Below are 22,770 nucleotides of genomic sequence, written 5' to 3' on the forward strand. Positions count from 1 at the left end.
GGCGCCGCCTACGGCGAGCAACTGCTGCCGCAATCGGTCGCCGGCGAGGAAGCGCTGTCCCGGCCGTATCGCTACGTGGTGGAATGCCTGTCGCCCGACGTCGGCGTGCCGCTCAAATCGCTGCTCGGCCTGCCGGCGCAGCTCGGCATCCTGACAGCCGACGGCGACGAAGTGGTGCGCTGCGGTGTGGTCACCGCCGCCCGGGCACTGCCGTCCGATGGCGGCTTTGCCCGCTACGCGCTGACGGTCGAACCGCCGCTGGCGCTGCTGGCGCATCGGCGATCCAGCCGGGTATTCCAGGACTTGAGCGTGGTCGAGATCGTGCAGCAGCTGCTGGACGAACACCTCGCCACCAACCCGGTGTTCGGCGCCACCTTCGCGGTGCGTTTCGATCTGGCCGAGACCTATTCCCCCCGTTCCTACTGTTTGCAGTACCGCGAGAGCGATCTGGCCTTCGTCTCGCGCCTGCTGGCGGAAGAGGGCCTGGCCTACCGCTTCGAACATCAGGCCGGCGATACGCCGCGCGTCACCCTGGTGGCGTTCGACGACCCTTACTCGTTGCCGCAGGCGCGCCACGGCCGCATCCGCTTCCATCGCGCCGACGCCACCGAAGCCGAAGACAGCCTCACCGACTGGACCAGCAGCCGCCAGCTCGGCCCCGGCCAGGCATCGCTGGCCAGCTTCGACTATCGACCGGTGCTGACCCAGCAGGCCGGGGAAGACAGCGCCATCGACCAAGGCGCGGGTGGCAGCCAGGCCGAAAGCAGCCTGGAGCACTACGATCCACAGTCGCTGTACTACGCCGCCGACGGCGAACAATTGGGCCGCTACGCCCAATTGCGGCAACAGGCGTTCGACCTGCAAAAAAAGGCTTTCCACGGCCAGGGCACGGTGCGCGGGGTGCAGGTCGGCGAATGGTTCCAACTAGCCGACCACCCGCTGCATGACAGCGACGCCCCGGAACAGCGCGAGTTCGTCGCCAGCCAACTGAGCTTCACCGCCCACAACAACCTGCCGGGCGACCTGCTCAAGTTCCTGAAGCAGGGGCAAGACGTCCCGCAGCCGTTCACGGTCCAGCTTGCAGCGCAACGGCGCGGCATCCCGCTCACGCCCGACTACGCCGAGAGCACCCACGCCAAACCCACCGCCCTCGGCGTGCAGACCGCCACCGTGGTGGGGCCCGAGGGTGAGGAAATCCACACCGACCAGTACGGCCGGATCAAGGTGCAGTTCCACTGGCAACGGCCGCAGGAGCATCCCGAATTCGGCGCCAACCTGGATGACCGCTCCTCGTGCTGGCTGCGCGTCGCCTATCCCAGCGCTGGCGCAGCCTGGGGCCACCAGTTCATCCCGCGCATCGGCCAGGAAGTGCTGGTGGACTTCATCGAAGGCGACATCGACCGGCCGCTGGTCAAGGGCGTGTTGTACAACGGCAGCCACCCGACCCCGGCGTTCTCCGGCGCGGGATCGCTGCCGGCGAATAAAACCCTGTCCGGCATCCAGAGCAAGGAATACCAGGGCAGTCAGTACGGCGAACTGCTGTTCGACGATACCCAGGGCGAAGTGCGCACCAAGCTCTCGTCCGAACACGGCAAGACCCAACTGAACCAGGGCTATCTGACCCACCCGCGCAGCGACGGCAAGGCCGAACCACGCGGCGAAGGCTTCGAACTCAGAACCGACCGCCAAGGCGCGCTGCGCGCCGCGCAGGGCTTGTTGCTCAGCACCGAAGCCAAGCCCGGCGCCAGCGGCCAGCAACTGGACCGGGAACAGGCCCAGGCCCAACTGGAATCCGCGCAGCAACTGGCGCAGACGCTGGGCGACACCGCGCAGCAGCAACTGGCCGACCCCACCGAAATCGGCCCCGATACCCTCGACCTCGAAGGGCAGAAACAGGCCAGGTCGCAGCAAGGCCACCTCGATCACCTGAACCAGGCGCTCAAGGCGTGGCAGGCGGGCAGCAACACCGATCCCGACGGCAAGACGGCGCAGGGCCAATCCGGCCAGCAAGCGATCCTGCTCGCCACGGCCCCTGCCGGCATCGGCCTGACCACGCCCAACGAACTCATCCTGCACGCCGGACATAACCTGGACAGCGTCAGCCAGCGCGATACGCAACAGACCACGGCCCGCCGCTGGCTGCACAACGTGGGCAGCAAGATCAGCCTGTTCGTGCAGGGCGTGGCGGATCAGATCAACCTCAAGCTGATCGTGGCCAAGGGGCATGCCAACCTGCATGCGCAGGCAGGGGATGTGGAGATCGTCGGCGACAAGAACGTGCGCCTCTACGCCAACAAGCAGAAGTTCACCCTGGCGGCTGGGCAGGAACTGCTGGCCACCTGCGGCGGCGCGTATATCCGGCTCAAGGGCGGCGACATCGAAATCCATGCGCCCGGCTCGGTGACCTTCAAGGGCACGAACTTCGACTTCAGCGGGCCGGCCAGCCTGAACTACCGCCTGCCGCAGTTCCCGCAAAGCGAACTCAAACTCAGACAGCGTTATTCGCTCTCCCGCTAATCGTTCCGGCCCGCCCCATGCTGATCAGCCCCCCTTTCCTGCCGACGCGGCAGGACAACGAAACCGAAAGCGCCTGGCTCGACCGCGCCATGCGTGAAGCCGCCGACGGCATGTATCCGGTCGGCCAGAATCTGTGCTGGCACGGCGGCGTCCACCTCGAAGCGCCCACCGTGGACCGGCAGCCATTGCCGGTACGGGCGATCGCGGATGGCGTGGTGCGCTGTGTCCGTGCCGCCGCGCCGAACCAGAGCAGCAATCCCGATCACGCGCAGAGTTACGCCGGCTGGACCGACAACGGCGTGGTGGTGATCGAACACAACACCGAGATCGGCGCGGCCGCCGACAACACCCCGGTGGCGGTGCGCTTCTATTCCATCTACCAGCACCTGATCGACATCCCCGCCACCGTGCGCCCCGGCCAGCCGATCTATCGCAAGGCCGAACTGGGACACGCCGGGTATATCGACGGTCAACCCGGCCGTATCCACTTCGAGATCGCCTGCGATGGGGAGAACCTGCAACACCTGATCGGCCGCAACCAGGGCCAGGTGGCGACCGACCGGGATGGCCGCAGCGATGTGGTGTTCGGGGAAATCTATGCCCGGCTGCCCAGCGGTACGCCGGTCTATACCCTGCCCGAAGGCCACCGCCTGCTCGACAACAGCGCGGCGGCGCAGAGCCAGGGCCCGGCGCCCCGGGCCGGCGCACAACGCCCTCCCGCTCAAGCACTGGCGGCCGCCACGGCCACGACCATCGACTGCTACATCGGCCTGCGCTATGCCATGGGCGACGGTCCCGCCGCCAACCGCGGCGACCTGACGCTGACCACCTATCGCGAGGATGGCAGCGCCTGCGGACAACGCCGCGAAGCCAACGGCGAATACAACCTCTACAACCGCGCCAAGGCGATCAGCGAAGCGTATCCCGCCACCGGCCGCCCCGCGCCGAGCGCCGTCTACGAATTGCTGCGTTTCGGCCGCGTGATCAACACCGCCAACGAAACCCTGACGCCCGCCGATGTGCCGCACTGGCGCGAGATCATCATCCCCACCGCCGACGGCACCGGCACTCAAAGCGGCTGGGTCAACCTGAACAATCGGGCGGAAGGCCAGCAAGTACGCCTGTTCAGCGACGCCGATTTCCCGCACTGGCGGGGCTGGCAACTGTTCGATGACGACCTCAGCGCCGGCGACAGCCGCTGCGACTCCGATGCACTCAAGACCCTGCTCGACGTGGACGGCGACCACCATGTCACCCCTGACGAGCGCCGCACCCGCATGCAGGATGTAAACGTCAGAAGCAAACTGCGCCACGCCATCTGCGCCATGCCTTCCGAGTGGAACGCGGCGGACCTGCAGGCCCGCTGGTCCTGGCTGCAACAAGCCACCGAGGAAAACCCCACACCACTGGTGGGGGAGAACTACGACGACTTCATCGCTCACGCCCAGGCGCTGAGCTTCGAGGCACCACAGGCATTTGCCGCGACCTGGCGGTTTCATCCGAGGGGGTTTATTGAAGCCTTTAAGAAGTGTGGATGGCTAAGCCGCGAAGAGCTCGTGCGAATCTATCCCAATAGCAAGTACCCAATCGCAGCGTTGCGTACAGAAGGGTTGGGAAGGACTCCTGAAACTATTCGAGATACCCATCGGCTTCACATCAACCGTACTACTAGGAAATATTCCATTAATACACCGGTTAGGCTTACTCATTTTCTTGGCCAGGGTGCAGTGGAGTCCCAATTCCTTTCGTTGATGATTGAGGGATCGGCAGCCTTTTCACGCAATCCAGCGCACGCCAGCTTTCGGCCAGAGACCAACGGTTTTTATGTGCCCACAAATCCGAACGACTATCTTTATTATCTTGAAAATGTACTTGGGAACGTAGAGGCGGGTGATGGGCCGAAATTTCGTGGTCGCGGAATGAAGCAATTGACGGGTAGGGAAAACTACGCGAAATATTGGGTTTATCGAGGCTGGCTTGCTTATGATTCATATACCACTCCGTGGTACAACCCGACACGTTTAAACCGAGCTCCTCAAATACCAAATCCTCAGCAGCTTTCGATTAGCCCATTCAATGCGATTGATGCTGGGGGCTGGTACTGGGAGGCTGGCGCGGCTAGCAATGCATACAATTCGATGAACTCGGTCATTGTCAGCATGACCATCAATCGTGCTAGTGTTCGCGAGGTCGCCCGTGCAATCAACGGCGTGAATCGACGAACTGGCGATCCAAATCAATTGGCCGAGCGTTTAAATGAAACGCTGGCGGTCGCAGTAATAACAATGGATGCAGCATGAATAAGTTTTTAGTTTTTCTTGCTTTTCTAATTGCTCAATCATTCTGTCTTGCAAAGGAGGCGCTTTCTTTGAAAGGGGTTCGGTTTTCGATTAATCCTCCTTCCGCATTTTATTTGAGCAAGGAAAAAAAAATATCTTTATCTTATCCGGATACTGAATGTTTGGAGGTCAGGAAGCGGGTGGGGAAAAAGAATATTGGATTTTTCTGTTCCACTCACAGTAAAGCGTTTATGCGGGATTTCGGTGTTTTCGAAAAGCAAGACGATGCGAATTCGGGTGGCCAGGCTGTTGATGAAGGCGCAGCCAGCTATACCTTGGCAACTGGCATGTCAACATATGAAGTTGCACCATTTACCGATAAAGGAATAAAGAGCTATGCCGCGGAAGTCGATTGCGATGAAGCGGGTGGGGCTGTATATAGGGCGACATCGACCTGTCACGTTGCGATTGCTATGTTGAAAAATGGCAGGTTTCTATATAGCAATATTGTAATCAAAAATCATGTGTCAGGCGCGGAAGGGGGTAAGGTGGCAGACATCAAAAAATTCTGGGAGAGCCTTGAGCCCACGGATGCCAATTAGGGAGCGTGTCCTTGATGCCGATTCGTAACAATGAAGGGCGGGCGGCGTTCTCTGCTGTCTGGGGAGTGATCAATGACTCCATGCAATGGCTGTTCTTATATTTTTTATGTGATGATGTTGGCTTTTTCGGCTGCTGTTAATGGGCAGGAATACCTTCATGTGATTGGAAAGGATTTTCTGCTGAAAGAGTGCGCGAAGAAACAAGACGTAACTCTTGTTACTTTTGTGGAAAGTGCTGAAAGCTCAAGAGCCGATGATTTTGATGAGGTTGTGTGGGTTTTTGGTTTTTCGAAAAAAGAAGAAACGCCACATGATTTGATTGGGTTTGCAAAGACAGGGAGAGGCTTTTTATTCAATGGCAATGAAATTTCGTCTCCACTCATGAATGAATATGTTGTCGCGCGTAAACCTGAAAACAAGATCACTCGCGAAGGACGGTGGAAGGTTGGAGTAGAGAACATCTACTATGGAGCGCAAGGAGGTGCAAATGGCTATACCATTGATTGTGCTACCGCCATTTCTGCGAGCGAAGGAGGAGGGTTCTACGTCGTTTCACAATGCTACCCATTAGAGAAAAAAAGTGCCTTTGCGAAGTTGCTAAAAGAAATAAATCTTGATTTTTTGCAGAGACTGACAAATCTATTGGAAATAGAAGTTCAAACCCAAGATGGAGCTTGCTCAGGCGTTGCTGAAAAATAATCGTGACGACCTGAACAATGCTATGGGACAAAAATTGATTGCGCGTTTGAAAGGCGCTGCATTTTTCCTGTTTCTGTTTTTAGCTTCGTTTGCGTTTGCTGAAAATGGGGTGAGCCCGTTTTCCCAGAAAAACCTGGGCCGATGCTACAAAAGCACCAATGACTTTTTCGAATATGTCATAGGTGAGCGCGCACTGGATGATGAGAATATCTCTGTTCGGGAAAAAGAAGGGTGGGTTTGGATCGTAGATCGAACTGCTTCCACCAACTATACTTGGTACTTGTTGTCACGCTCGGGAAAAAATCTCTGCTTTGAAGCTTATATCCTCTTTGCGGCAGAGGTTGGGTTTGAAAATAAATGTGGGAAAAGGGTTTTGAGGGCGATTATTCCACAGGCGCTCAATTTTCCAGGGAAGTTAATGATATTTGAAATGGGTGGTGGCGGGAGATATTTCTCGATAATTCATTGTTATTCGATGGCGTTGTCTTCAAAAGGAAAAATTAAAAATCCCATTGAATGCGATCAAATTTTGGATTAATTGCTTCTGCGTGCGTCCTCGAATCTCAAGAGATTTTTCATTATGTTCGCCAATTGCCTTAGCCATATGGCACTTTTCGCCATACTAATCATGGCGTCTTCGTTTGGCCTGGCAGCCTCGTCAATTTGGGCGAATGAAGAGTTGGGAGTATGTTATCCCACGGTCGATAGTTTCATGGAGACAACCTATGGATCGGATTGTTCGCAGGATGAAAATATAAAAATATTTCCTGCGCCTGGGACTATTGAAGGAAGATATATGATTGCGGTTGACGACACGCCATCGATAAACCAAACGCATTATTTATTGGATAATTCTTCAGGTCAGGTTTGTGTTGTTCTTTTTGCGCCGTTTTCCAGCTCGTTCGAGTTGAACCTGAAAAAGGATGGCTCTTTGCCCGAAAAAATAAAAACAAGCAGTACCGCCCCAGCAGGGCACTCTTCCTTTGAGGTGATATTTAATTTGGATAGAAAGAAAAATATCTATCGCCCATATAAATGTAGATCCGTCAAATACAATGGTAAAAAGGAAGAGATAAAAGTAATCAATTGTGAAAATTCATTTCAAGGGTTGTAGTTGCGCAGGGGCGTGGCTTGTCTCCTGGAGTTTGGGCTCGAAAACCCGGACATTCGCCGCAGCTTGGCGATGGGCTAAAGAGGTTTGACTTGAAAATCCATCTCGCTCTTCTTCTCTGCGGTGTGTTGCTTCCTTCTTTTTCTGAAGCTGCGATAGAGATAAAGCTATCGGACTCAAAAAGGACTCTGCTTGTAAACGAAGGCACAAATAGCAGGGAATGTATTTTGCCGCATGAATCCGAAAAGGCGTGGGTCAGCTTCGATGGAGAAGCGGTTATCTTGTCGGAGCGGGAATACGTGCCAGTCCGCGGGCTTGTCCAGTGCAAAGAGCAAGTTCCTGTTGTCGTGAAAGAAATCCCGGAAGGCGTAGGGTTCTTGGTTGATATAAATATACGAAAAGGTATTTATTTGACGCTGGATTTCATATCGACAAATCCGCTGTCTTATTTGGCCACGGTGGCGAGAATCGGCCATTCCAAGAATATTGTTTCCCTCCCGGGCGCCTATGTCGAATCTGCGGATTTGCAGGAACTTCAACGGTACGGGTTCGGCTTTGATCCAGAGTCAGACCGCCCGCGTATATCGCTCAGCGGCCGTTACGTTTCCCCCAGCGGAAAAATTGATTGCTCTAGCGACGCTTATCCCGGGGTTTGGGATATCAAGAAAAAGATCAAGGTGACCATAAGCGGATCCAATAGCACATGTGAGCAATTGTTTGAAAAACCATGACCCTACGAATTTTTGGCATGACAGCATGGTGATGGCCTTAATTCACCGGTGTTTGGTCGTACTCGTTGGCGGTTTTTTTGGTTTTGCTGCACAAGCCGGTTCTGAGCTTTCTTCACATGTGAAGAGTGAGTATTTTCATATCAACGACCCTTCCGAAACCGGCCTCGGTTTTTTGGCCGATACCAATCTGCTGTATGTAGGTGGGTGTCGTGTTTTTGAATTGAAAAAAAGAGAGTTTGGAAAAACCTGTTTGTATCCAGCTGATTTACGATGGGCGGCAGTCAGCCCGGATGGTTCACTGTTGTTGGGTTCGGCAGCTCCGGTTGATGGGGGGAAAGGAACATCTTATCAACTTGATGCGGTAACCGGGCGTGTGCTTTCTTCGAGGCGTGGTTTGTATTTTGCCCCTCCAATTGCCATTAGCCCGACCAACAAATATTGGGTCGGCTCGTTTGCTGCTGCAAACGCCATTGGATCGGAACATCTTGGTCTGATGGGGCGGGATTGGCGTATAAAAAAGCAAAATATCGATGCTGGCGTACAAAGGATATTCCGGCTGGATTTTTCCGAGAACGGAGAGCATTTGTGGGTCAATGGCCATGGTTCCACATCGGCCAGGCTGGACACGGTGAACTGGGAGGTCAGCTCCGATATAGACGCCTGCGATGCCTGTGGCAACTTGGCCTTTGTCGATCAGAAGGCAGGAATCGGGGTGCGGTTCATTCAGAAAAAGGCAATTATCAAATCGCTCGAAGATGGCCGAGCGCTTTTCGAGGTGGATATCGACTCATCCCGTGCCGAGCCGGAGGTGGCCATCAGCAAGGATGGGAAGTTGCTGGCCATTAAAGGGAATTTTGAAAAGGATGGCAAGGTCAACTATGGTTTTGTGTTGGTTGATTTGAAGTCCTTGGTGAGATGATATGCCCTGTGTATATGTTGCCCTGTTGCTTTTTCTGTTTTTCTCCACGGTTTCGCACTCCAAGGAAATAGAGATTTCCGGTGTGGCAGTAATTGATTTGGACGATCCTGCGGGATGGGTCTTGGAAAAAGATTCAACCGGTCAAGGTTGTATTGTTCTGGCAAGAAAAGAAGAAGCCAATAAGGTGCCGACCATGCGAATTTGTGCGCAGGAAAAGGGTGGGACTCTTGCTGCGAAGGAGTTTGGTTTCTATTTTGAAGATGCGCGCTGGAAGGTGGGTGGCGCTTTTGGCACTTATGATGTCCAGCTTGTCGATTTGGCGGATAAACTGATTTTGAAGTCGGTTGTCGATTGCGGCGTTGAGCAAGACGGAATTCATCATGCGGCGGCTGGGTATTGCTTTCGGGCCATGGTTTTTGGAGAGCGGGCCTCCGTGAGCATTGAAGCCAGCTCTGTTGGTCAGGCCATGACGGCGGTGGAGCGAATTGTGCCGCGTATTCGTCCTAAATTGCCGCTATCCAAGATCAGTAGGGATGAAATCGTGAAGGGTATTGGCGCCGCAGTGGATTGAATTTTCCGGCTCTTGGAGTAGCCCTGCAATAACCCTGGCGACCCCAGCCGCCCAAATAAAACGGAGCAACCCAAAGGGTTGCTCCGTTTTTCATTCACCGGATTGCGCGATTACCCCCACGCCAACCAGCCGATCCGGCCGCGCCTCAAGCCAGCCCGTTGTGCCGCAGCAGCGCATCGATGTTCGGGGCGCGGCCGCGGAAGGCGGCGAAGGATTCGGCGGCGGGGCGGCTGCCGCCGACGGCGAGGATTTCGCTGCGGAAGCGCGCGCCGACCTGCGGGTCGACCACGTTGCCGCTGTCCTTGGCGGCTTCCTCGAATGCGGCGTACGCATCCGCCGACAGCACTTCGGCCCACTTGTAGCTGTAGTAACCGGCGGCGTAGCCGCCGGCGAAGATGTGGCTGAAGCTCTGCGGGAAGCGGTTGTAGTCGGGCGGCAGCGGGATGGCCAGTTCGCGCTGGATCTCCTCGGCCAGCGGCTGTACCGCCACGGCCTCCACCTGGCCGTGCAGCGTCATGTCGAAGATCGAGAAATACAACTGGCGCTGGAAGCCCGAGCCGGACTGGAAGTTCTTGGCGGCCAGCATCTTGTCGAACAGCGCGCGCGGCAGTGAGGCGCCGGTGTCCACGTGGCGGGTCAGCGCGGGCAGCACCTGCCATTCCCAGCAGAAGTTCTCCATGAACTGGCTGGGCAGTTCCACGGCGTCCCATTCCACGCCGGAGATCCCCGACACCGACAGTTCGTCCACTTCGGTGAGCAGGTGGTGCAGGGCGTGGCCGGTCTCGTGGAACAGGGTGATCACGTCGTCGTGCGGCAGCAGCGCGGGCTTGCCGTCCACGCCACTGGCGAAGTTGCAGACGATCAGCGCCACGGGGGTTTGGAGGCTGCCGTCGGCCAGGCGGCGACGGCCGCGCACGTCGTTCATCCAGGCGCCGCCCTGCTTGCCTTCGCGGGCGTACATGTCCATGTACAGGCCGCCGACTTCGCTGCCGTCGGCGTTCTCCAGGCGATAGAAGCGCACGTCCGGGTGCCACAGCGGGGCTTCGGCGGGCACGAAGCGCAGGCCGTACAGCGTTTCGACCAGCTGGAACAGGCCGGCAATCACGGTCGGCTCGGTGAAGTACTGCTTCACTTCCTGTTCGGAGAACGCGTATTTCTCCTCGCGGATGCGCTCGGAGACGAAGGCGGTGTCCCACGCCTGCAAGCGGTCGTAGCCCAGCTTGTCCTGCGCGTAGCGTTCCATCTCGGCACGGTCGGCCAGCATGTGGGGCTTGGCGCGGTCGGACAGATCGCGCAGGAAGCCCAGCACCTGGCCGGGGCTGTCGGCCATCTTGGTGGCGAGCGATTCCTCGCTGAAGCTGCCGAAGCCCAGCAGGCGCGCGGCTTCCTGGCGCAGGCTGTGGATCTCGCCGATCAGCGGGGTGTTGTCCAGCCCGGCATCGCCGAACTCGGATGCGCGGGTGACATAGGCGCGGTACAGCGTCTCGCGCAGCGGGCGGTGCTCGGCGAACTGCATCACCGGCAGGTAGCTGGGCATCTTCAGCGTGACTTTCCAGCCGGCCTTGTCGTCGGCCTGCGCGGCCTGGCGGGCGGCGGCGCGCCAGTCGTCCGGCAGGCCGGCCAGCTCGGCTTCATCCTCGACGTAGAGCGCCCAGGCGTCGGTGGCGTCGAGTACGTTCTGCGCGAAGCGGGTGGTCAGTTCGGACAGGCGCTCCTCGATCTCCTTGAAGCGCTGTTTCTCGGCCGGCGGCAATTCGGCGCCGGACAACTTGAAGTCGCGCAGCGCGTCCTCGACGATGGTCTTGCGTGCGCGGTCGTAGCCGGCGAATTCGGCGCTGGCGGCCAGTTGCTTCCAGCCGGCGTACAGCGCTTCGTTCTGCCCCAGGTCGGTGAAGAAGTTGGACAGCCTCGGGATGTTGGCGTTGTACACCTCGCGCAGCTCGGGCGTGTTGACCACCGACTCCAGGTGGCCGACCACGCCCCAGGCGCGGCCCAGGCGCTCCATGGTGTCCTCCAGCGGGGTGACGAAGGCGTCCCAGGTCGGCGGCGCGGCCTCGGCCGCCTTCACCGCCGCGTCGGCCTGGGCCAGCAATTGGTCGAGGGCGGGGTTGACGTGTTCGGGGCGGATGGCGTCGTAGCGGGGCAGGCCGTTCGTTTCGAGCAGGGGGTTGGACATTGAGGCGGCTCCGTGAGGGTCGGGGATGGCGGCGGCCGCGGTGGGCCGCGCGCGCGTATCGGGTCGGGCGTCCGGCGACGGACTGCCACGGGACAGTATCGGTTCAGATGTGCGCCAGGGGCGACAACTTCAAGGGCCGGCGCGGGCCGGCGGCGTTACAATCGGCTTTTTCGCAACGGAACGACGCGCATGGCGCTACAGCAATTCGACGGCATCGCGCCGCAACTGGCGGCCGGCGCCTGGGTGCACGACGGGGCCTGGGTGATCGGCGAGGTGCAACTGGGCGAGAACGTGTCGGTGTGGCCCGGCGCGGTGGTGCGCGGCGACGTCAACCATATCCGCATCGGCCGCGATTCCAACGTGCAGGATTGCAGCGTGCTGCATGTGACCCACAAGCGCCCCGACGATCCCGAAGGCGCGCCGTTGATCATCGGCGAGCGCGTCACCATCGGCCATGGCGTGATGCTGCACGGCTGCACCATCGGCAACGAGGTGCTGGTCGGCATGGGCACCATCGTGCTGGATAACGTCGTGATCGAGGATCGGGTGATGATCGGCGCCGGCTCGCTGGTGCCGCCGGGCAAGGTGCTGCGCTCGGGTCATCTGTACCTGGGCCGGCCGGTGAAGGAGGTCCGCCCGCTCACCGACGACGAACTGGTGCATTTCGCGTATTCCGCCGCGCACTATGTGCGCTTGATGGAAAAGCATCGCCAGTCGTGATCGGGCGGCGCGATGGCGCAGGTCAAAAAAAAGCGGAGCTTCGGCCCCGCTTTTTTTGTCGTGCCGGAAACCAGGCGCGATTCAGGACTGGCTGCGGTGGCGGACGGGAACGAGCAGGTCGAGCTGCGCCGGCCGCAGGGCTCCCGGCGTCTGTAGATGAGTGAAGACATTCAAATGCTCTTCCAGCGAATCGAACATGTTCTCCGGGGAACCATTGCCGCGATAGACGTATTCGCCGTTTTGCTCCACCCACGCGCTCAGCCATTCCCATTCGTGGAAATCGTCCATCTGGATGGCGTGGGCCGCATACAGGCCGCCTTCGAATCGCTTCTTGGTAAGCGGGGCAGGGACGGCGAGGTCATCGGGAATGGTGAGCCAGAACTCATAGCCATGCGCGCCGGTATCGTCCACCGGGTTGGGATGGTTGAAGCCGTACAGCCGCAGGTCGGGCTTGATTCGGGCCAGGTCATGGGCGCGGGCGAACGCGGCGATCTGGTCGAGCGTGACGTGTTCCGGGTCGGGACCGATGAAATGGGCGGCGGCGACGGTGGCGGGCGGCAGATAGAGAATGCGCACATTGCGCAGCTTGGAACACGATTGCCGGTCATGCTTCAAATCATCTGTCATGGCGTGGGCTTCCTCGGGTTGGTCGTTTCGGGTGGCGGAGGATTGGCACGGTTTGCCTGTCCCGCGCCCGGCAAAGGAATGGCGATCTGAATCGCCGGATATGTTCTCCGACATGCACTTCGCATGCCTTTGTCTTTTCTCAAGAAACAATGGGCTGGATTCAAAACGTCGGGCCAAGACGCGATCGTGGGCCAGCGACCGGCGAGCCGTGCGCAATGCGGCGAGTCCATATCCTGATATCCGGGGCAAAGCTTTGGGTCATCCACTGGGCGTCCATTGCCGGCGGATGCTTGCCCGGCGTTGGGGCGGCGGCCCGGCATGGCCGCGCGGTGACGGGGCGCCGCGATGATCGGCGCGGGGCCGGCCAATATAAAAAGCGGAGCCGAAGCCCCGCTTTTTATATTGCGTGAAACGACCTCAGAACCAGGTGCCGAAGCGGGCCCACAGTTGCGATGTCGGACGGCAGACGTTGGCTGCGTTGCACAGCCAGACGCTGACGCGGCTGGTCGGGTCGATGCGCGTTGCCGGCAGCGTGGCGCTGGCGGTCCAGGCATAGCGTGCCTCGCACACCGGGTTGCCGGGCTTGGGCTCGGGGCAATCGGTCACCACCTGGTGGAACAGCGTATCGCTGGCGGCCACTTCGCCGTTGACGTGGATTTCCCAGCGCGCCGGGGCGGGCGTGCGCGGGCCGATCGGGGTGTTGATGAAGAAGTCGTAACGCTGCGTGGCCTGGGTGGCGTCGAGTATCCGGTACACATTGGCGAGGAAGGTCTGCGGCAGGCCGGAGGGCGGCGGCACGTCCGGCAGCAGTTCCCACGCGCCCCACTGCTGGCTGCCCGGCACTTCGCCCTGCGTCCACCAGCGGGCGCGGTAGACCAGGCCGTTGTAGACCACCTGGGCACCGCCGCTGTACGCGATGCTGTTGGACCAGGCACCCGCGGTGCCGTTGTCCAGCGGCTCCCACGCGCCGCCGCTGCCCGGACGCTCGCCCTGGGTCCACCATTTGGCGCGCCAGCCCACGCCATCGACGCTGGCGGTATCGCCGGCGTTGTAGACGCGCGCAACATCCCAGGCCGCCGGCAGCGGCGTGCCGCCGCCGAACAGGCGCTGGTAATCGGCGTCGGACAGCGAGGGCAGCGGTGCGTCGTTGCCGTAACGGCCGGGTACCGGGCAGGGATTGGGGGGGATGACGCCCACCGGCTGCTGCGCGATGTTGGGCAGCACCAGCGGCAATTGACCTTCCGGCCCATTGGGAGCGGGCGCGAGCGGGATGATGAGCGGGGGCAGGCAGGCCAGGGCGGGCGCGGCGCACAGCGTGCCGGCCAGTATTGCCAGGCCGCGTGCCAGGGACGGGGCTTGCATAGGGACACTCCTCCAGTCGAATGATTATGCGGACAGCATGGCGCTGCCCGCGCTAAGCATCGGCATGGCACTGAAGGAAGTCAATAAATATCAATAAATCAATATATTGCGATGGATTTGCCTGCCGCCGGTCGCGCGAAACCCACCGTGTGGAGCGGGCCGGCGCCAGGGCGAATCGATCTTCACGCGTGGGTGCGAAGGTCGGGCGGATGGCTGTGTTGCGCCTCGCTTGCGGGTTTACCCCGCGGTACTTGGCACGCCTTGCCCTGCCTCCCGGCATTCGCCCTTCGCACCCAGTTTGAATGTCGATTCACCCTAGGCCAGCCCCATCGATCAATTGCGTTTCTGCTCGATTTCCCAGGTGACGATCTTGTCGCCGTTCAGCCCGCATTTGAGGATGACGGGAAGGCTCTTGCCGCCGCGCGTGCCGGTGGCGTCGATCAGCACGCGAGTCGACACCACCGTGGAAAGGCGCGGGGTGAAGGCTTGCTCCCAGCGCTCGATCATGCCGGCGGCCAGTTGCTCGTCGGTGGCGTGGATGGCGGTGTATGCGGTGCGCTTGGGAACGCGCTTTTGCAGGCGTTCGTAGCACTGGGTGACGGTGGCGGAAGGTGTGGCGCCGGGGGACGAGGCGTCGTCGGCGGCCTGGGCGGCAAACGGGATGGCTAGAGCGGCGATGAGGACGAACTGGAACGTGCGCATGAGGTTGAGCCCCTTTCTTGTCTTGAACCTTCCTTAGCATTGGCGATGAAAGGTTGTGTGGCAAGTCGGGATCACGGCAAAAGCCGCAGGTGGTTGATCGACAAGGAAACTTGCCGTGATCCACGGGGCTGATCTGTCAGCAACGACCCTTTTTGGCTTGTCCGGGCGGGCAATGCTTGGGCTTGGGGCCGTGATGGTCGTGCCACCATTTCTGGTCGCGCCAGCGATGGCCGTCCCAGTAATAGCCCTTGGGATGGCGCTCGCCGACATGGCGTCCCTGGTGATCGTCCCACCAGCGCGGTTCGCGCCAGTCGTAGCCGTCCCAGTAATAGCCGCGATGATCGCGATCGCCGATGTGGATGGAGATGCCAGGGGCGCCGATGCTGACGTCCACGTCGGCGGCCTGGCCCAGCAGCGGTAAGGCCGCCAGGGCGGCGATGAGCAGGTACTTTTTCATGATGGGCTCCTCGATGGGGTATTGGACCAGCCTACCAACGTTCAGCCCGGTATGTCGGTGGACCAATTAACGGCCCACCGGCCGACAGGCGCGCGATTTCGTGAGCCACATCACAACGCTCAGCAGTCCCCCACCCGGTGGCCTTTGCCGCGTACGTGGCGCTTCACCGACGCCGAGTCGAACTGGTTCTCGAAGGTATAGGCGTCGCGCGCGGGGTTGAAGACGATCACGCTGTGCAGCGTGGACGCGTCGGGTTCGCCGCACTGGATGTCGGTGGTCAGCGTGTTGCCGCTGACGGTATAGCGCGGGTCGCCGCATTGCTTGCCCAGGCCCTGGCTTTCCTGCCACGCCTTGAAGCTGGCTTCGTCCACGCACATCGAGCCGGTCAACGTGCCGGCCTTGAGGTCGAGATTGGCGCCGCTCTTCTTGATCTGCGCCAGCGCCTGCGGGCCCGCCTTCTGAAAGGCGGCCTGCTGCTCGGGAGTCAATTCGGTGGTGACTTCCCATTTGCCGTTCGCGGGCAGCAGCGGCGGCAGGTCGAGGGCGTGGGCGGCAAAAGGGAGCAGGGCCAGCAGGCAGAAGCGGCGGAACATGAGCAACTCCGTTGACATGAGGAGTCCTCTATATCCACGCCCGACCCTGGGCGCGCAAGCGATACGGTTCATCGGACACGAGGAACGGCGCGCTCGTCTTGCCCGCGTCGGGGCGCGCCGGGTTGGCGGGCCGATGGGCCGGCCCCGTCATCTGGCGTTCTAGCGTGACGGGCGATTTGCCTCAGCGCTTGCCCAGCAGCTTTCCCAGCAGCGGGTTCAGCGGCTGCGCCTGCTTGGCGCCGCCGTGTTGCGCGCCGTGTTGCGCGGCGCTGTCCTGCTTGAGCTTGTTGTTGATCTTGAGGCCCCTGCGCTTTTCCAGCTCGGTGCGTTTCATGGTCATGGCGGTGTTCCCGGGAAACGAAGGCGGCGATTGTACGATGCGCCGCCGCTGCCGGGTATCGTCGTCCGCCCTGCGCGATCCGCTGCACGGCGCCGGCGGGGCGACGCCCACGAAAAAGCCGGCGTCGGCCGGCTTTTCCGCAAGGTGGGCGAGGATGATTACTTGGTGCCGCCGCCCAGGGTTTCCAGCACTCTCCATTGTCCGCCGGACACGCGATAGACCGTGATCGCGCCATCCTTCAGATCGCCCTTGGCGTCGTAGGCGATGTCGGTGGAGGTGACGCCGGCGTAGTGGATCTGCGCCAGCTTGGGCAGGTAGCGCACCGGGTCGGCCGAATCGGCCTGCTTCATCGCCTGGAGCAGCACCCGCGTGGCGTCGTAGCCGTAGGGGGTGTAGATCTCCAGTTCGCCGTACTTGGCGCGGTAACGCTCGGCGAAATCCTCGCCGCCGGGCATCTGTTCCAGCGGCAGCCCGGCCAGCGAGGCGATGGTGCCTTCGGCCTCGCCGCCGGCCAGCTTGAGGAAGGTATCGGAGCGCGTCATCTCGCCCGACATCAGCGGGATCGCCATGCCCAGGCGCGCCTTCTGCCGCGCCATCGGGCCCGATTGCGCGTCGGTGCCGCCATAGAAGATCAGTTGCGGCTGGGTGGCCTTGATCGAGGTGAGGATGGACGAGAAGTCGGTTTCTCGGTCAGTGGTGAATTCGCGCCGCACGATGGTGGCGCCCGCCGCCACGGCGGCCTTCTCGAACTCGTCGGCCAGGCCCTTGCCGTAGGCGGTCCGGTCGTCGATCACCGCGATGCGCCTGGCGTTGAGCTTGTCCACCGCGAAGCGGCCCATCACCGATCCTTGCTGGGTGTCGGAGGTCATCGAGCGGAAGGTGGTCTTGTAGCCCTGCTGCGTGTAGTCGGGCGCGGTGGCCATGGCGATCTGGGGGATGCCGGCGTCGGCGTAGATCTTGGAGGCCGGGATCGAGGTGCCGGAATTGAAGTGGCCGATCATGCCGGCGATCTTCATGTCGACGAACTTCTGGGCGATCTGCGTGGCGCTCTTGGGATCGGCCTGGTCATCCTCGGCATAGAGCACGAACTTCACCGGCTTGCCGCCCAGCGTGGGATGGCCCGCGTTGACGTCGTCGATCGCCATCTGCACACCGTTCTGGTAGCCCTTGCCGTAGTGCGCCTGGTTGCCGGTCAACGGCGCGGCGAAGCCGATCTTGATCTCGGCGACGCCCGACGCGTTGTCCGCCGCCTTTTCCGCCTGCCTTCCGCAACCTGCCAGCGCGAGAAACGCCAGCAGCGCCACCCCTAAACTTTTGGTTTTCATTGTCTTCCCCTTGATGGATAAACCACTGCCGTTGTAGCGGATTCCGGGGGGACGATGCAAAGGGCGCGGCGTTCAGCGTGCGTGCGCGCCCCAGCCCAGCGCATCGAGCACGCTGGCGTAGTCGTCGGCCAGCGGGCAGCGCAGGTCCAGCGGCTGGCCGGTGGCGGGATGGACGAAAGCCAGGCGGGTATTGGCCAGCAACAGCCGGCGCACGCCGAAGGCTTCGGCGAAGGCGCGGTTGTGGTGGCCCTTGCCGTGGGTGGCGTCGCCGATGATGGGGTGGCTGATGTGCTTGAGGTGTCGCCGCAACTGGTGGCGGCGGCCGGTCAGCGGATGCAGCGCCAATAGCGCGTAGCGGCTGCTGGGATAGCGGTCGATGGCCCATGGCAGTTCCACCGTGGCCAGCCGGCGGTAGCGCGTCAGCGCGTCCTGGGCGCCGCTGGGCAGCGGGCCGCCCCAGATCTCGGCGTCGTCCAGGCGCCGTTCCAGCGGGTGGTCGATCTCGCCGGCCTCGTCGGGCCAGCCGCGCACCACCGCCAGGTAATCCTTGTCGACCTGGCGGGTTTCGAACAGCGTGCTCAGCGCGCGCCCGATCTCGGGCGTCAGCGCGAACGCCAGTGCGCCGCTGGTGCCCTTGTCCAGCCGATGCACCGGATAGACGCGCCGCCCCAACTGGTCGCGCACCAGTTGCAGGGCGAAGCGGGTTTCGTGGAAATCCAGCGAGGTGCGGTGGACCAGCAGGCCGGACGGCTTGTGGACCACCACCAGGTGGTCGTCGAGGTACAGCAGGGGCAGGGCGGACATGGCGCGATGATAGCCCGGCTGTGGTGCCGCTCACATCATCGACGTCATCGGCCGGCGCGCGGTGGGCGTTATGGGCGCCAGGGGATGCACACAGTAGCGCCATGGGGCGCGATGTCGAAAGGAGCCACACCATGAACACCCTCTGGATCAAACGCCTGATCCGCTGCCTGCCGCTTTGCGCCGGGCTGGCGCTGGTGCCCACCGCCCAGGCCGAGGTCAACGTTGACATCCGTTTCGGGTATCCGCCACCGCCACCCTACGCGGTGGTGGTGCCGCCGCCACGCTATGGCTACTACTGGCGGCCCGGCCGCTGGGTGTACTACGGGCCGCATCGCCGCTGGGACGAAGGCTACTGGATGCGCCACAGCTGGTATCGCCCGCCGCCTCCGCCGCCGTACCGGGGCGGGCCGCGTTGGGAACACGAGCGCTGGGATCGCGGGCCGTACGACAAGGGACGTTGGGACGACGACCGCTGGAAACACCGCGGTGGCGACGACAAGCGCTACGGCCGCGACGGCGGCTACGATCACAGCCCGCGCGGTCATGGCCGTGGTCGCGATTGATCTCGCCCATCCGAGCCTGGCGAGGCGGCCGCGGCGACCGGCCGCGCCGCCCATCGTGCCGCGACGCGGGCCGCGCGATGCGTGGCGCTACGGCAGGCAGACCGGCGTGACCGGATGGCCCGCATGCCGCAGTCGCTAGGGCGAATCGATCGAACCCCTTGCGCAAGCGACAGGAGCCGGCCCCTGATGGGAGCCGGCTCCTTTTTTGCCCGACGCGGCGGATGGCCGCGCCCGGCGGGTTACGGCAGATCGTGGATCAGCTTCACCCGGCGGATCTGGAAGTGGATGGTGCCGCCCTGGTCGTCCCAGGCGGGCAGCAGTTCCAGCACCGAACTCAGCCTGGCCGCATTCCAGCTCGGATCGTAGCCGGCATCGGCGAACGGCAGGCGCACGGTGACCCAGTTGTTGAGCGGCGGGTGGCCCAGTGCGGTCTTCAGGTCGCCGGTGCGGCAGAAGTCGGGCTTGCGCTCGCACACCATCTTGACCCAGAAGCCCTGGGTGTTGCTGCCGTAGTCCAGCACGCGGAACTCGAACTCGACGCCGCCGTCCGGCGCCACGGCGCCGTCGATCAGGTTGGGCGAGCGGGTCTGGAAGAAGATGCCGCCGTTGCCGCCGCCATCGCTCACGCCGTTGAACACCACGTCGAGCACCTTCTCGCCGTCGACCACCAGCGTCTTGTCCAGCGCGATGCTGCCGCCGCCGTACGACCAACTGCCCGGATCGTCGAACAGCGCGGGGTCGGCGTTGCCGTCGACGAACACGTCGATATTGGCGTTCACCGGCGTCACCGGTGCGTTGCTGGCGCCGTCGCACGCCACGTTGCCGGCGCGATTGGGCTCCCAGCGCACGTTGCCCACGGCAATCTCGAAGGTGCCCGAGCTGTAGAGCAGCAGCGGCGTGTTGACCACGGTGAAGTCGGTGCCCTTGTCGGCGAAGCATTGCAGCGGGATCGCCAGTTCGGTCCAGGTGCCGGTCGGCAGCGCGGCGATGGCGCTGGTGACGTCGATCTCGCCGATGCACGGGTAGACGCAGTCGATCCGCGCCTTCACCGGCGAACTCGGGGCGACGCCCAGCCGCGCATCGAACACCAGTGCGCCGCCGGCGTTGAGATAGCCCTGAAGATTCTTGCCCTCCGCCTCGACCGCGGTCTGGATGTAGAGCTGGCCCTCGGCGTTGTGCCAGGTGGCCTTCACCGCGCCCCACTGGCTGCCGTTGCGGTCGTCCACCGGCGTGGCGGTGATTTCGCCGTTGGGCGTGGCGGTGCTGGCGCTGGTGGCCTGCACCACCGGCACGCCGCTCCACAGCGACGGCGCGGCCACTTTCATCAGCCAGTCGTCCTGGTTGCCGCGGTCGAAGATCGCCAGCGGGGTATCGGCCACGCCGCCGCCGTCGGTCACGCCGCAGCCGATGTCGGCGCTGGGTTCGGGCAGCGGCGCCACCTCGGCGGGGCGGCCGTAGCTCAGGCCGTAGCCGTAGGCGAACTGCGGCGCGTAGTCGGCGTCGCCGACGTTGAGCGGGGTCTGGCACGGCGCGGCGGGCCAGGAGTAGGGCAGCTTGCCCTGGAAATCCAGGTTCACGCCGCCGCTGGCGGTGCGGAACAGCACATCGGTCATGCCGTCGCCCTCGGTGCCCGGCAGCCAGGCGGCGACGAAGGCGTCGGAGCGGTTCAGTTCCTTGTTGGCGTACAGCGGCCGCCCCGAATACAGCACGGTGACGATCTTCTTCACGCCCCTGGCCTTCAGCGCGTCGATCAGCGCGATGTCCTCGGGCCGCAGCCGTGCCAGCTCCAGCGTCTTGTTCTTGCCGATGTCGCCCAGGCCCTCGGCGTACGGCGTTTCGCCGATCACCACGATGGCGGCGTCGAAGTCCGGGCTGCCCAGCGCGCCGTCGGCGCTGGCATCCAGCACCGCGTTGGGCGCGATGGCGTGGATGGCGCTCCACAGCGTGGTGCCGCCGCCGAAGTCGGCGTTGGTGTTGTTGGTGCCCTGCCAGGTCAGCGACCAGCCGCCGCTCTGGTTGGACAGACTGTCGGCGCTCTTGCCCGCGACCAGGATCTTCGCCTCGCGCGACAGCGGCAGCAGCTTGTCGTTGTTCTTCAGCAGCACCAGCGACTTGGCCACGGCCTCGCGCGCCACCGCACGGTGTTCGGCGGTGCCGACCTCTTGGCTGGTCAGGCGCGCCGACGGCTTGGGCTTGTCGAACAGGCCGGCGCGGTACTTCACGCGCAGGATGCGGCGCACCGCGTCGTCGATGCGCGCCTGCGGGATCTCGCCGTTCTGCACGCTGGCGATGGTGTTGGCGATGAACGCCTGCCAGTCGGCACGGTACGGCACCATCACCATGTCGATGCCGGCGTTGATCGCCTGCGGGCAATCCGAGTTGCTGCAATTGCGCGGGCTGTCGCTGTTGCCGGTGGTGAGCTGGCCGTTGCCGTTCCAGTCCGACACCACGAAGCCATCGAAGCCCATCTTGGTCTTGAGCACGTCGGTGAGCAGGTACTTGCTGCCGTGCATCTTGTAGGCCTTGGCGCCTTCGCCGGCGGCCTTGTCCTGCCAGCTGTTGAACGACGCCATCACTGTCTGCGCCCCGGCGTTCAGCGCGGGGTAGTAGCCACGGCCGTGGAGGTTGATCAGTTCCTGCTCGGTGGCCACGGTGATGCCCTGGTCCTTGCCCTGGCTGGTGCCGCCGTCGCCGATGAAGTGCTTGGCGGTGGCGATCACCTTCTCGTTGGCCTTGGCATCCTTGGCCAACTGGCCTTGCAGGCCCTCGATCAGCTTGCCGGCGTAGGATTCGACCACCTCGGGGTTCTCGGCGAAGCCCTCGTAGGTGCGGCCCCAGCGGTCGTCGCGCACCACCGCCAGCGTCGGCGCGAACGCCCAGTCGATGCCGGTGCTGGCCACTTCGCGCGCGGTCACCGCGCCGATGCGGCGCATCAGCGCCGGATCGCGGGCGGCGCCCAGGCCGATGTTGTGCGGAAACAGCGTGGCGCCCTTGACGTTGTTGTGGCCGTGCACCGCGTCGGTGCCCCACATCAGCGGGATCTGGTGCGGGTTGGCCGGGTCCATCGACGCCGTCCACAGCGCATCGGCCAGCGCCAGCCAGTCCGCGACCGCCGCGCCCTTGTTCTGGCCGGGGAACGAGCCGCCGCCGTTGAGCACCGAGCCGATGTGGTACTGGCGGATCTCGTCCGGCGTGACCTCGGCGATCTCCACCTGGGTCATCTGTCCCACCTTCTCGGCCAGCGTCATGCCGGAAAGCAGGGCCTCGACCTTGGCCTCGATGGCCGGGTCCTTGGGGATCGCGCTATGGATGGTGGGCCAGTCCTGCAATTCCGGGCTCGGTGGGATGGGAGGTTGTTCTTCCTCGGGCACGCACCCGGCGAATGCCAGGGTGACGAGCGCCGCGGCGCACAGCCGTAGCCGCCATGGTACTGGGTTCATGTGTTCTCCTGGAGCCTGGTCCGTGGACGCAGGCATGGGTTGGGGACCGACCGCAACGCGCACCCGGCCAGGCTGGCCGTTCCGATCCGGCGCGCCGCATGCCGGGGGGCGTGACCTGCGGCGCGCCGGCAGGGCGGCGCGTGGCCCGTAATGGGGCGCGACAAGAATGAAAGCGCTTTCAAATTGCGTGGGAAACTTAGCCGGCGAACCACGATGGTGCGCTGCCAGCACG

Annotated in this window: 21 protein-coding genes; 11 read left to right on the forward strand and 10 right to left on the reverse strand. The window is 62.4% G+C overall.

All coding sequences use genetic code 11. From position 1 onward, the window contains the following. From C556_RS20855 to C556_RS0116590, 9 genes are all read left to right on the forward strand, one after another. Positions 1-2,517, forward strand: a 2,517-nt coding sequence (locus C556_RS20855) for a type VI secretion system Vgr family protein (protein ID WP_018749369.1), incomplete at its 5' end; no start/stop codon positions are given. Positions 2,518-2,534: 17 nt separating this feature from the next. Then, positions 2,535-4,817 (forward strand): M23 family metallopeptidase, encoded by a 2,283-nt coding sequence (locus C556_RS20860; RefSeq protein ID WP_018749370.1) that lies wholly within the window; start codon positions 2,535-2,537, stop codon positions 4,815-4,817. After that, entirely contained in the window at positions 4,814-5,398 is a 585-nt protein-coding gene (locus tag C556_RS23210; RefSeq protein WP_157236232.1) for a hypothetical protein, read from the forward strand. The genes C556_RS20860 and C556_RS23210 overlap by 4 nt, the downstream gene beginning before the upstream one ends. Before the next feature lie 72 nt (positions 5,399-5,470). Next, positions 5,471-6,097: a hypothetical protein gene (locus C556_RS23215; RefSeq protein ID WP_157236233.1), complete on the forward strand. Its 627-nt coding sequence runs from the start codon at positions 5,471-5,473 to the stop codon at positions 6,095-6,097. Next, positions 6,066-6,635 (forward strand): hypothetical protein, encoded by a 570-nt coding sequence (locus tag C556_RS23220; RefSeq protein ID WP_157236234.1) that lies wholly within the window; start codon positions 6,066-6,068, stop codon positions 6,633-6,635. Before C556_RS23215 ends, C556_RS23220 begins: the two co-directional genes overlap by 32 nt. Positions 6,636-6,809: 174 nt before the next feature. After that, complete coding sequence (locus C556_RS23225) at positions 6,810-7,211, forward strand: hypothetical protein (RefSeq protein WP_169338636.1); 402 nt, start codon at positions 6,810-6,812, stop codon at positions 7,209-7,211. Between the two features lie 89 nt (positions 7,212-7,300). Then, entirely contained in the window at positions 7,301-7,939 is a 639-nt protein-coding gene (locus C556_RS23230; RefSeq protein WP_157236236.1) for a hypothetical protein, read from the forward strand. Then, positions 7,926-8,858 carry a hypothetical protein gene (locus C556_RS23235; protein WP_169338637.1) on the forward strand — a complete coding sequence of 311 codons (933 nt, stop codon included), beginning with the start codon at positions 7,926-7,928 and terminating at the stop codon, positions 8,856-8,858. Before C556_RS23230 ends, C556_RS23235 begins: the two co-directional genes overlap by 14 nt. Position 8,859: 1 nt before the next feature. Continuing rightward, a complete protein-coding gene (locus C556_RS0116590; RefSeq protein ID WP_157236238.1) occupies positions 8,860-9,429 on the forward strand; it encodes a hypothetical protein in 570 nt (189 codons plus the stop codon). A gap of 145 nt (positions 9,430-9,574) precedes the next feature. Here the strand turns inward: C556_RS0116590 and C556_RS0116595 are convergent, their stop codons facing one another. Beyond that, the gene (locus C556_RS0116595; RefSeq protein ID WP_018749374.1) at positions 9,575-11,605 is read right to left on the reverse strand and encodes a M3 family metallopeptidase; all 2,031 of its coding nucleotides are present in this window, start codon (positions 11,603-11,605) and stop codon (positions 9,575-9,577) included. A 189-nt stretch (positions 11,606-11,794) separates the two neighbouring features. Here C556_RS0116595 and C556_RS0116600 point away from each other — a divergent pair, with 189 nt between their 5' ends. Continuing rightward, positions 11,795-12,325 carry a gamma carbonic anhydrase family protein gene (locus C556_RS0116600; RefSeq protein ID WP_018749375.1) on the forward strand — a complete coding sequence of 177 codons (531 nt, stop codon included), beginning with the start codon at positions 11,795-11,797 and terminating at the stop codon, positions 12,323-12,325. A gap of 81 nt (positions 12,326-12,406) precedes the next feature. Here the strand turns inward: C556_RS0116600 and C556_RS20865 are convergent, their stop codons facing one another. From C556_RS20865 to C556_RS0116640, 8 genes are all read right to left on the reverse strand, one after another. Next, entirely contained in the window at positions 12,407-13,066 is a 660-nt protein-coding gene (locus C556_RS20865) for an effector binding domain-containing protein (protein WP_083930654.1), read from the reverse strand. A gap of 303 nt (positions 13,067-13,369) precedes the next feature. Continuing rightward, a complete protein-coding gene (locus C556_RS0116610) occupies positions 13,370-14,314 on the reverse strand; it encodes a carbohydrate-binding protein (RefSeq protein WP_018749377.1) in 945 nt (314 codons plus the stop codon). A gap of 333 nt (positions 14,315-14,647) precedes the next feature. Then, complete coding sequence (locus C556_RS0116615) at positions 14,648-15,016, reverse strand: BspC domain-containing protein (protein ID WP_018749378.1); 369 nt, start codon at positions 15,014-15,016, stop codon at positions 14,648-14,650. A gap of 136 nt (positions 15,017-15,152) precedes the next feature. Next, positions 15,153-15,473, reverse strand: a complete 321-nt coding sequence (locus tag C556_RS20870) for a DUF2502 domain-containing protein (RefSeq protein WP_018749379.1) — start codon at positions 15,471-15,473, stop codon at positions 15,153-15,155. 119 nt (positions 15,474-15,592) lie between these two features. Continuing rightward, positions 15,593-16,066 carry a DUF3617 domain-containing protein gene (locus C556_RS0116625; RefSeq protein ID WP_018749380.1) on the reverse strand — a complete coding sequence of 158 codons (474 nt, stop codon included), beginning with the start codon at positions 16,064-16,066 and terminating at the stop codon, positions 15,593-15,595. A 181-nt stretch (positions 16,067-16,247) separates the two neighbouring features. Next, positions 16,248-16,406 carry a hypothetical protein gene (locus C556_RS23240; protein WP_018749381.1) on the reverse strand — a complete coding sequence of 53 codons (159 nt, stop codon included), beginning with the start codon at positions 16,404-16,406 and terminating at the stop codon, positions 16,248-16,250. A gap of 158 nt (positions 16,407-16,564) precedes the next feature. Continuing rightward, positions 16,565-17,731 (reverse strand): branched-chain amino acid ABC transporter substrate-binding protein, encoded by a 1,167-nt coding sequence (locus C556_RS0116635; protein ID WP_026263162.1) that lies wholly within the window; start codon positions 17,729-17,731, stop codon positions 16,565-16,567. Positions 17,732-17,803: 72 nt separating this feature from the next. Next, positions 17,804-18,535, reverse strand: a complete 732-nt coding sequence (locus C556_RS0116640; protein ID WP_018749383.1) for a pseudouridine synthase — start codon at positions 18,533-18,535, stop codon at positions 17,804-17,806. A 131-nt stretch (positions 18,536-18,666) separates the two neighbouring features. Here C556_RS0116640 and C556_RS20875 point away from each other — a divergent pair, with 131 nt between their 5' ends. Continuing rightward, on the forward strand, positions 18,667-19,098 hold the full coding sequence (locus tag C556_RS20875) for a hypothetical protein (protein ID WP_018749384.1): 432 nt from the start codon (positions 18,667-18,669) through the stop codon (positions 19,096-19,098). Between the two features lie 239 nt (positions 19,099-19,337). On the opposite strand, the gene C556_RS0116650 is transcribed toward C556_RS20875, so the two are convergent. Continuing rightward, positions 19,338-22,538, reverse strand: coding sequence for a glycoside hydrolase family 3 protein (locus tag C556_RS0116650; protein WP_083930656.1), 3,201 nt, complete (start codon positions 22,536-22,538; stop codon positions 19,338-19,340). Between the last annotated feature and the right edge of the window lie 232 nt (positions 22,539-22,770).

Origin of the sequence: Chitiniphilus shinanonensis DSM 23277 (assembly GCF_000374805.1) — a bacterium.
Classification (GTDB): Bacteria; Pseudomonadota; Gammaproteobacteria; order Burkholderiales; family Chitinibacteraceae; genus Chitiniphilus; species Chitiniphilus shinanonensis.

What these genes read in the sequence shown, in the direction of transcription:
- C556_RS0116640 (WP_018749383.1), bottom strand. Translation starts at nt 18,535, where the DNA reads ATGTCCGCCCTGCCCCTGCTGTACCTCGACGACCACCTGGTGGTGGTC.
- C556_RS0116600 (WP_018749375.1), top strand. Translation starts at nt 11,795, where the DNA reads ATGGCGCTACAGCAATTCGACGGCATCGCGCCGCAACTGGCGGCCGGC.
- C556_RS0116610 (WP_018749377.1), bottom strand. Translation starts at nt 14,314, where the DNA reads ATGCAAGCCCCGTCCCTGGCACGCGGCCTGGCAATACTGGCCGGCACG.
- C556_RS23220 (WP_157236234.1), top strand. Translation starts at nt 6,066, where the DNA reads ATGGAGCTTGCTCAGGCGTTGCTGAAAAATAATCGTGACGACCTGAAC.
- C556_RS0116590 (WP_157236238.1), top strand. Translation starts at nt 8,860, where the DNA reads ATGCCCTGTGTATATGTTGCCCTGTTGCTTTTTCTGTTTTTCTCCACG.
- C556_RS20865 (WP_083930654.1), bottom strand. Translation starts at nt 13,066, where the DNA reads ATGTCGGAGAACATATCCGGCGATTCAGATCGCCATTCCTTTGCCGGG.
- C556_RS20875 (WP_018749384.1), top strand. Translation starts at nt 18,667, where the DNA reads ATGAACACCCTCTGGATCAAACGCCTGATCCGCTGCCTGCCGCTTTGC.
- C556_RS0116595 (WP_018749374.1), bottom strand. Translation starts at nt 11,605, where the DNA reads ATGTCCAACCCCCTGCTCGAAACGAACGGCCTGCCCCGCTACGACGCC.
- C556_RS20860 (WP_018749370.1), top strand. Translation starts at nt 2,535, where the DNA reads ATGCTGATCAGCCCCCCTTTCCTGCCGACGCGGCAGGACAACGAAACC.
- C556_RS0116625 (WP_018749380.1), bottom strand. Translation starts at nt 16,066, where the DNA reads ATGTTCCGCCGCTTCTGCCTGCTGGCCCTGCTCCCTTTTGCCGCCCAC.
- C556_RS23225 (WP_169338636.1), top strand. Translation starts at nt 6,810, where the DNA reads ATGGAGACAACCTATGGATCGGATTGTTCGCAGGATGAAAATATAAAA.
- C556_RS20870 (WP_018749379.1), bottom strand. Translation starts at nt 15,473, where the DNA reads ATGAAAAAGTACCTGCTCATCGCCGCCCTGGCGGCCTTACCGCTGCTG.
- C556_RS23240 (WP_018749381.1), bottom strand. Translation starts at nt 16,406, where the DNA reads ATGACCATGAAACGCACCGAGCTGGAAAAGCGCAGGGGCCTCAAGATC.
- C556_RS0116635 (WP_026263162.1), bottom strand. Translation starts at nt 17,731, where the DNA reads ATGAAAACCAAAAGTTTAGGGGTGGCGCTGCTGGCGTTTCTCGCGCTG.
- C556_RS23215 (WP_157236233.1), top strand. Translation starts at nt 5,471, where the DNA reads ATGACTCCATGCAATGGCTGTTCTTATATTTTTTATGTGATGATGTTG.
- C556_RS23210 (WP_157236232.1), top strand. Translation starts at nt 4,814, where the DNA reads ATGAATAAGTTTTTAGTTTTTCTTGCTTTTCTAATTGCTCAATCATTC.
- C556_RS0116650 (WP_083930656.1), bottom strand. Translation starts at nt 22,538, where the DNA reads ATGAACCCAGTACCATGGCGGCTACGGCTGTGCGCCGCGGCGCTCGTC.
- C556_RS0116615 (WP_018749378.1), bottom strand. Translation starts at nt 15,016, where the DNA reads ATGCGCACGTTCCAGTTCGTCCTCATCGCCGCTCTAGCCATCCCGTTT.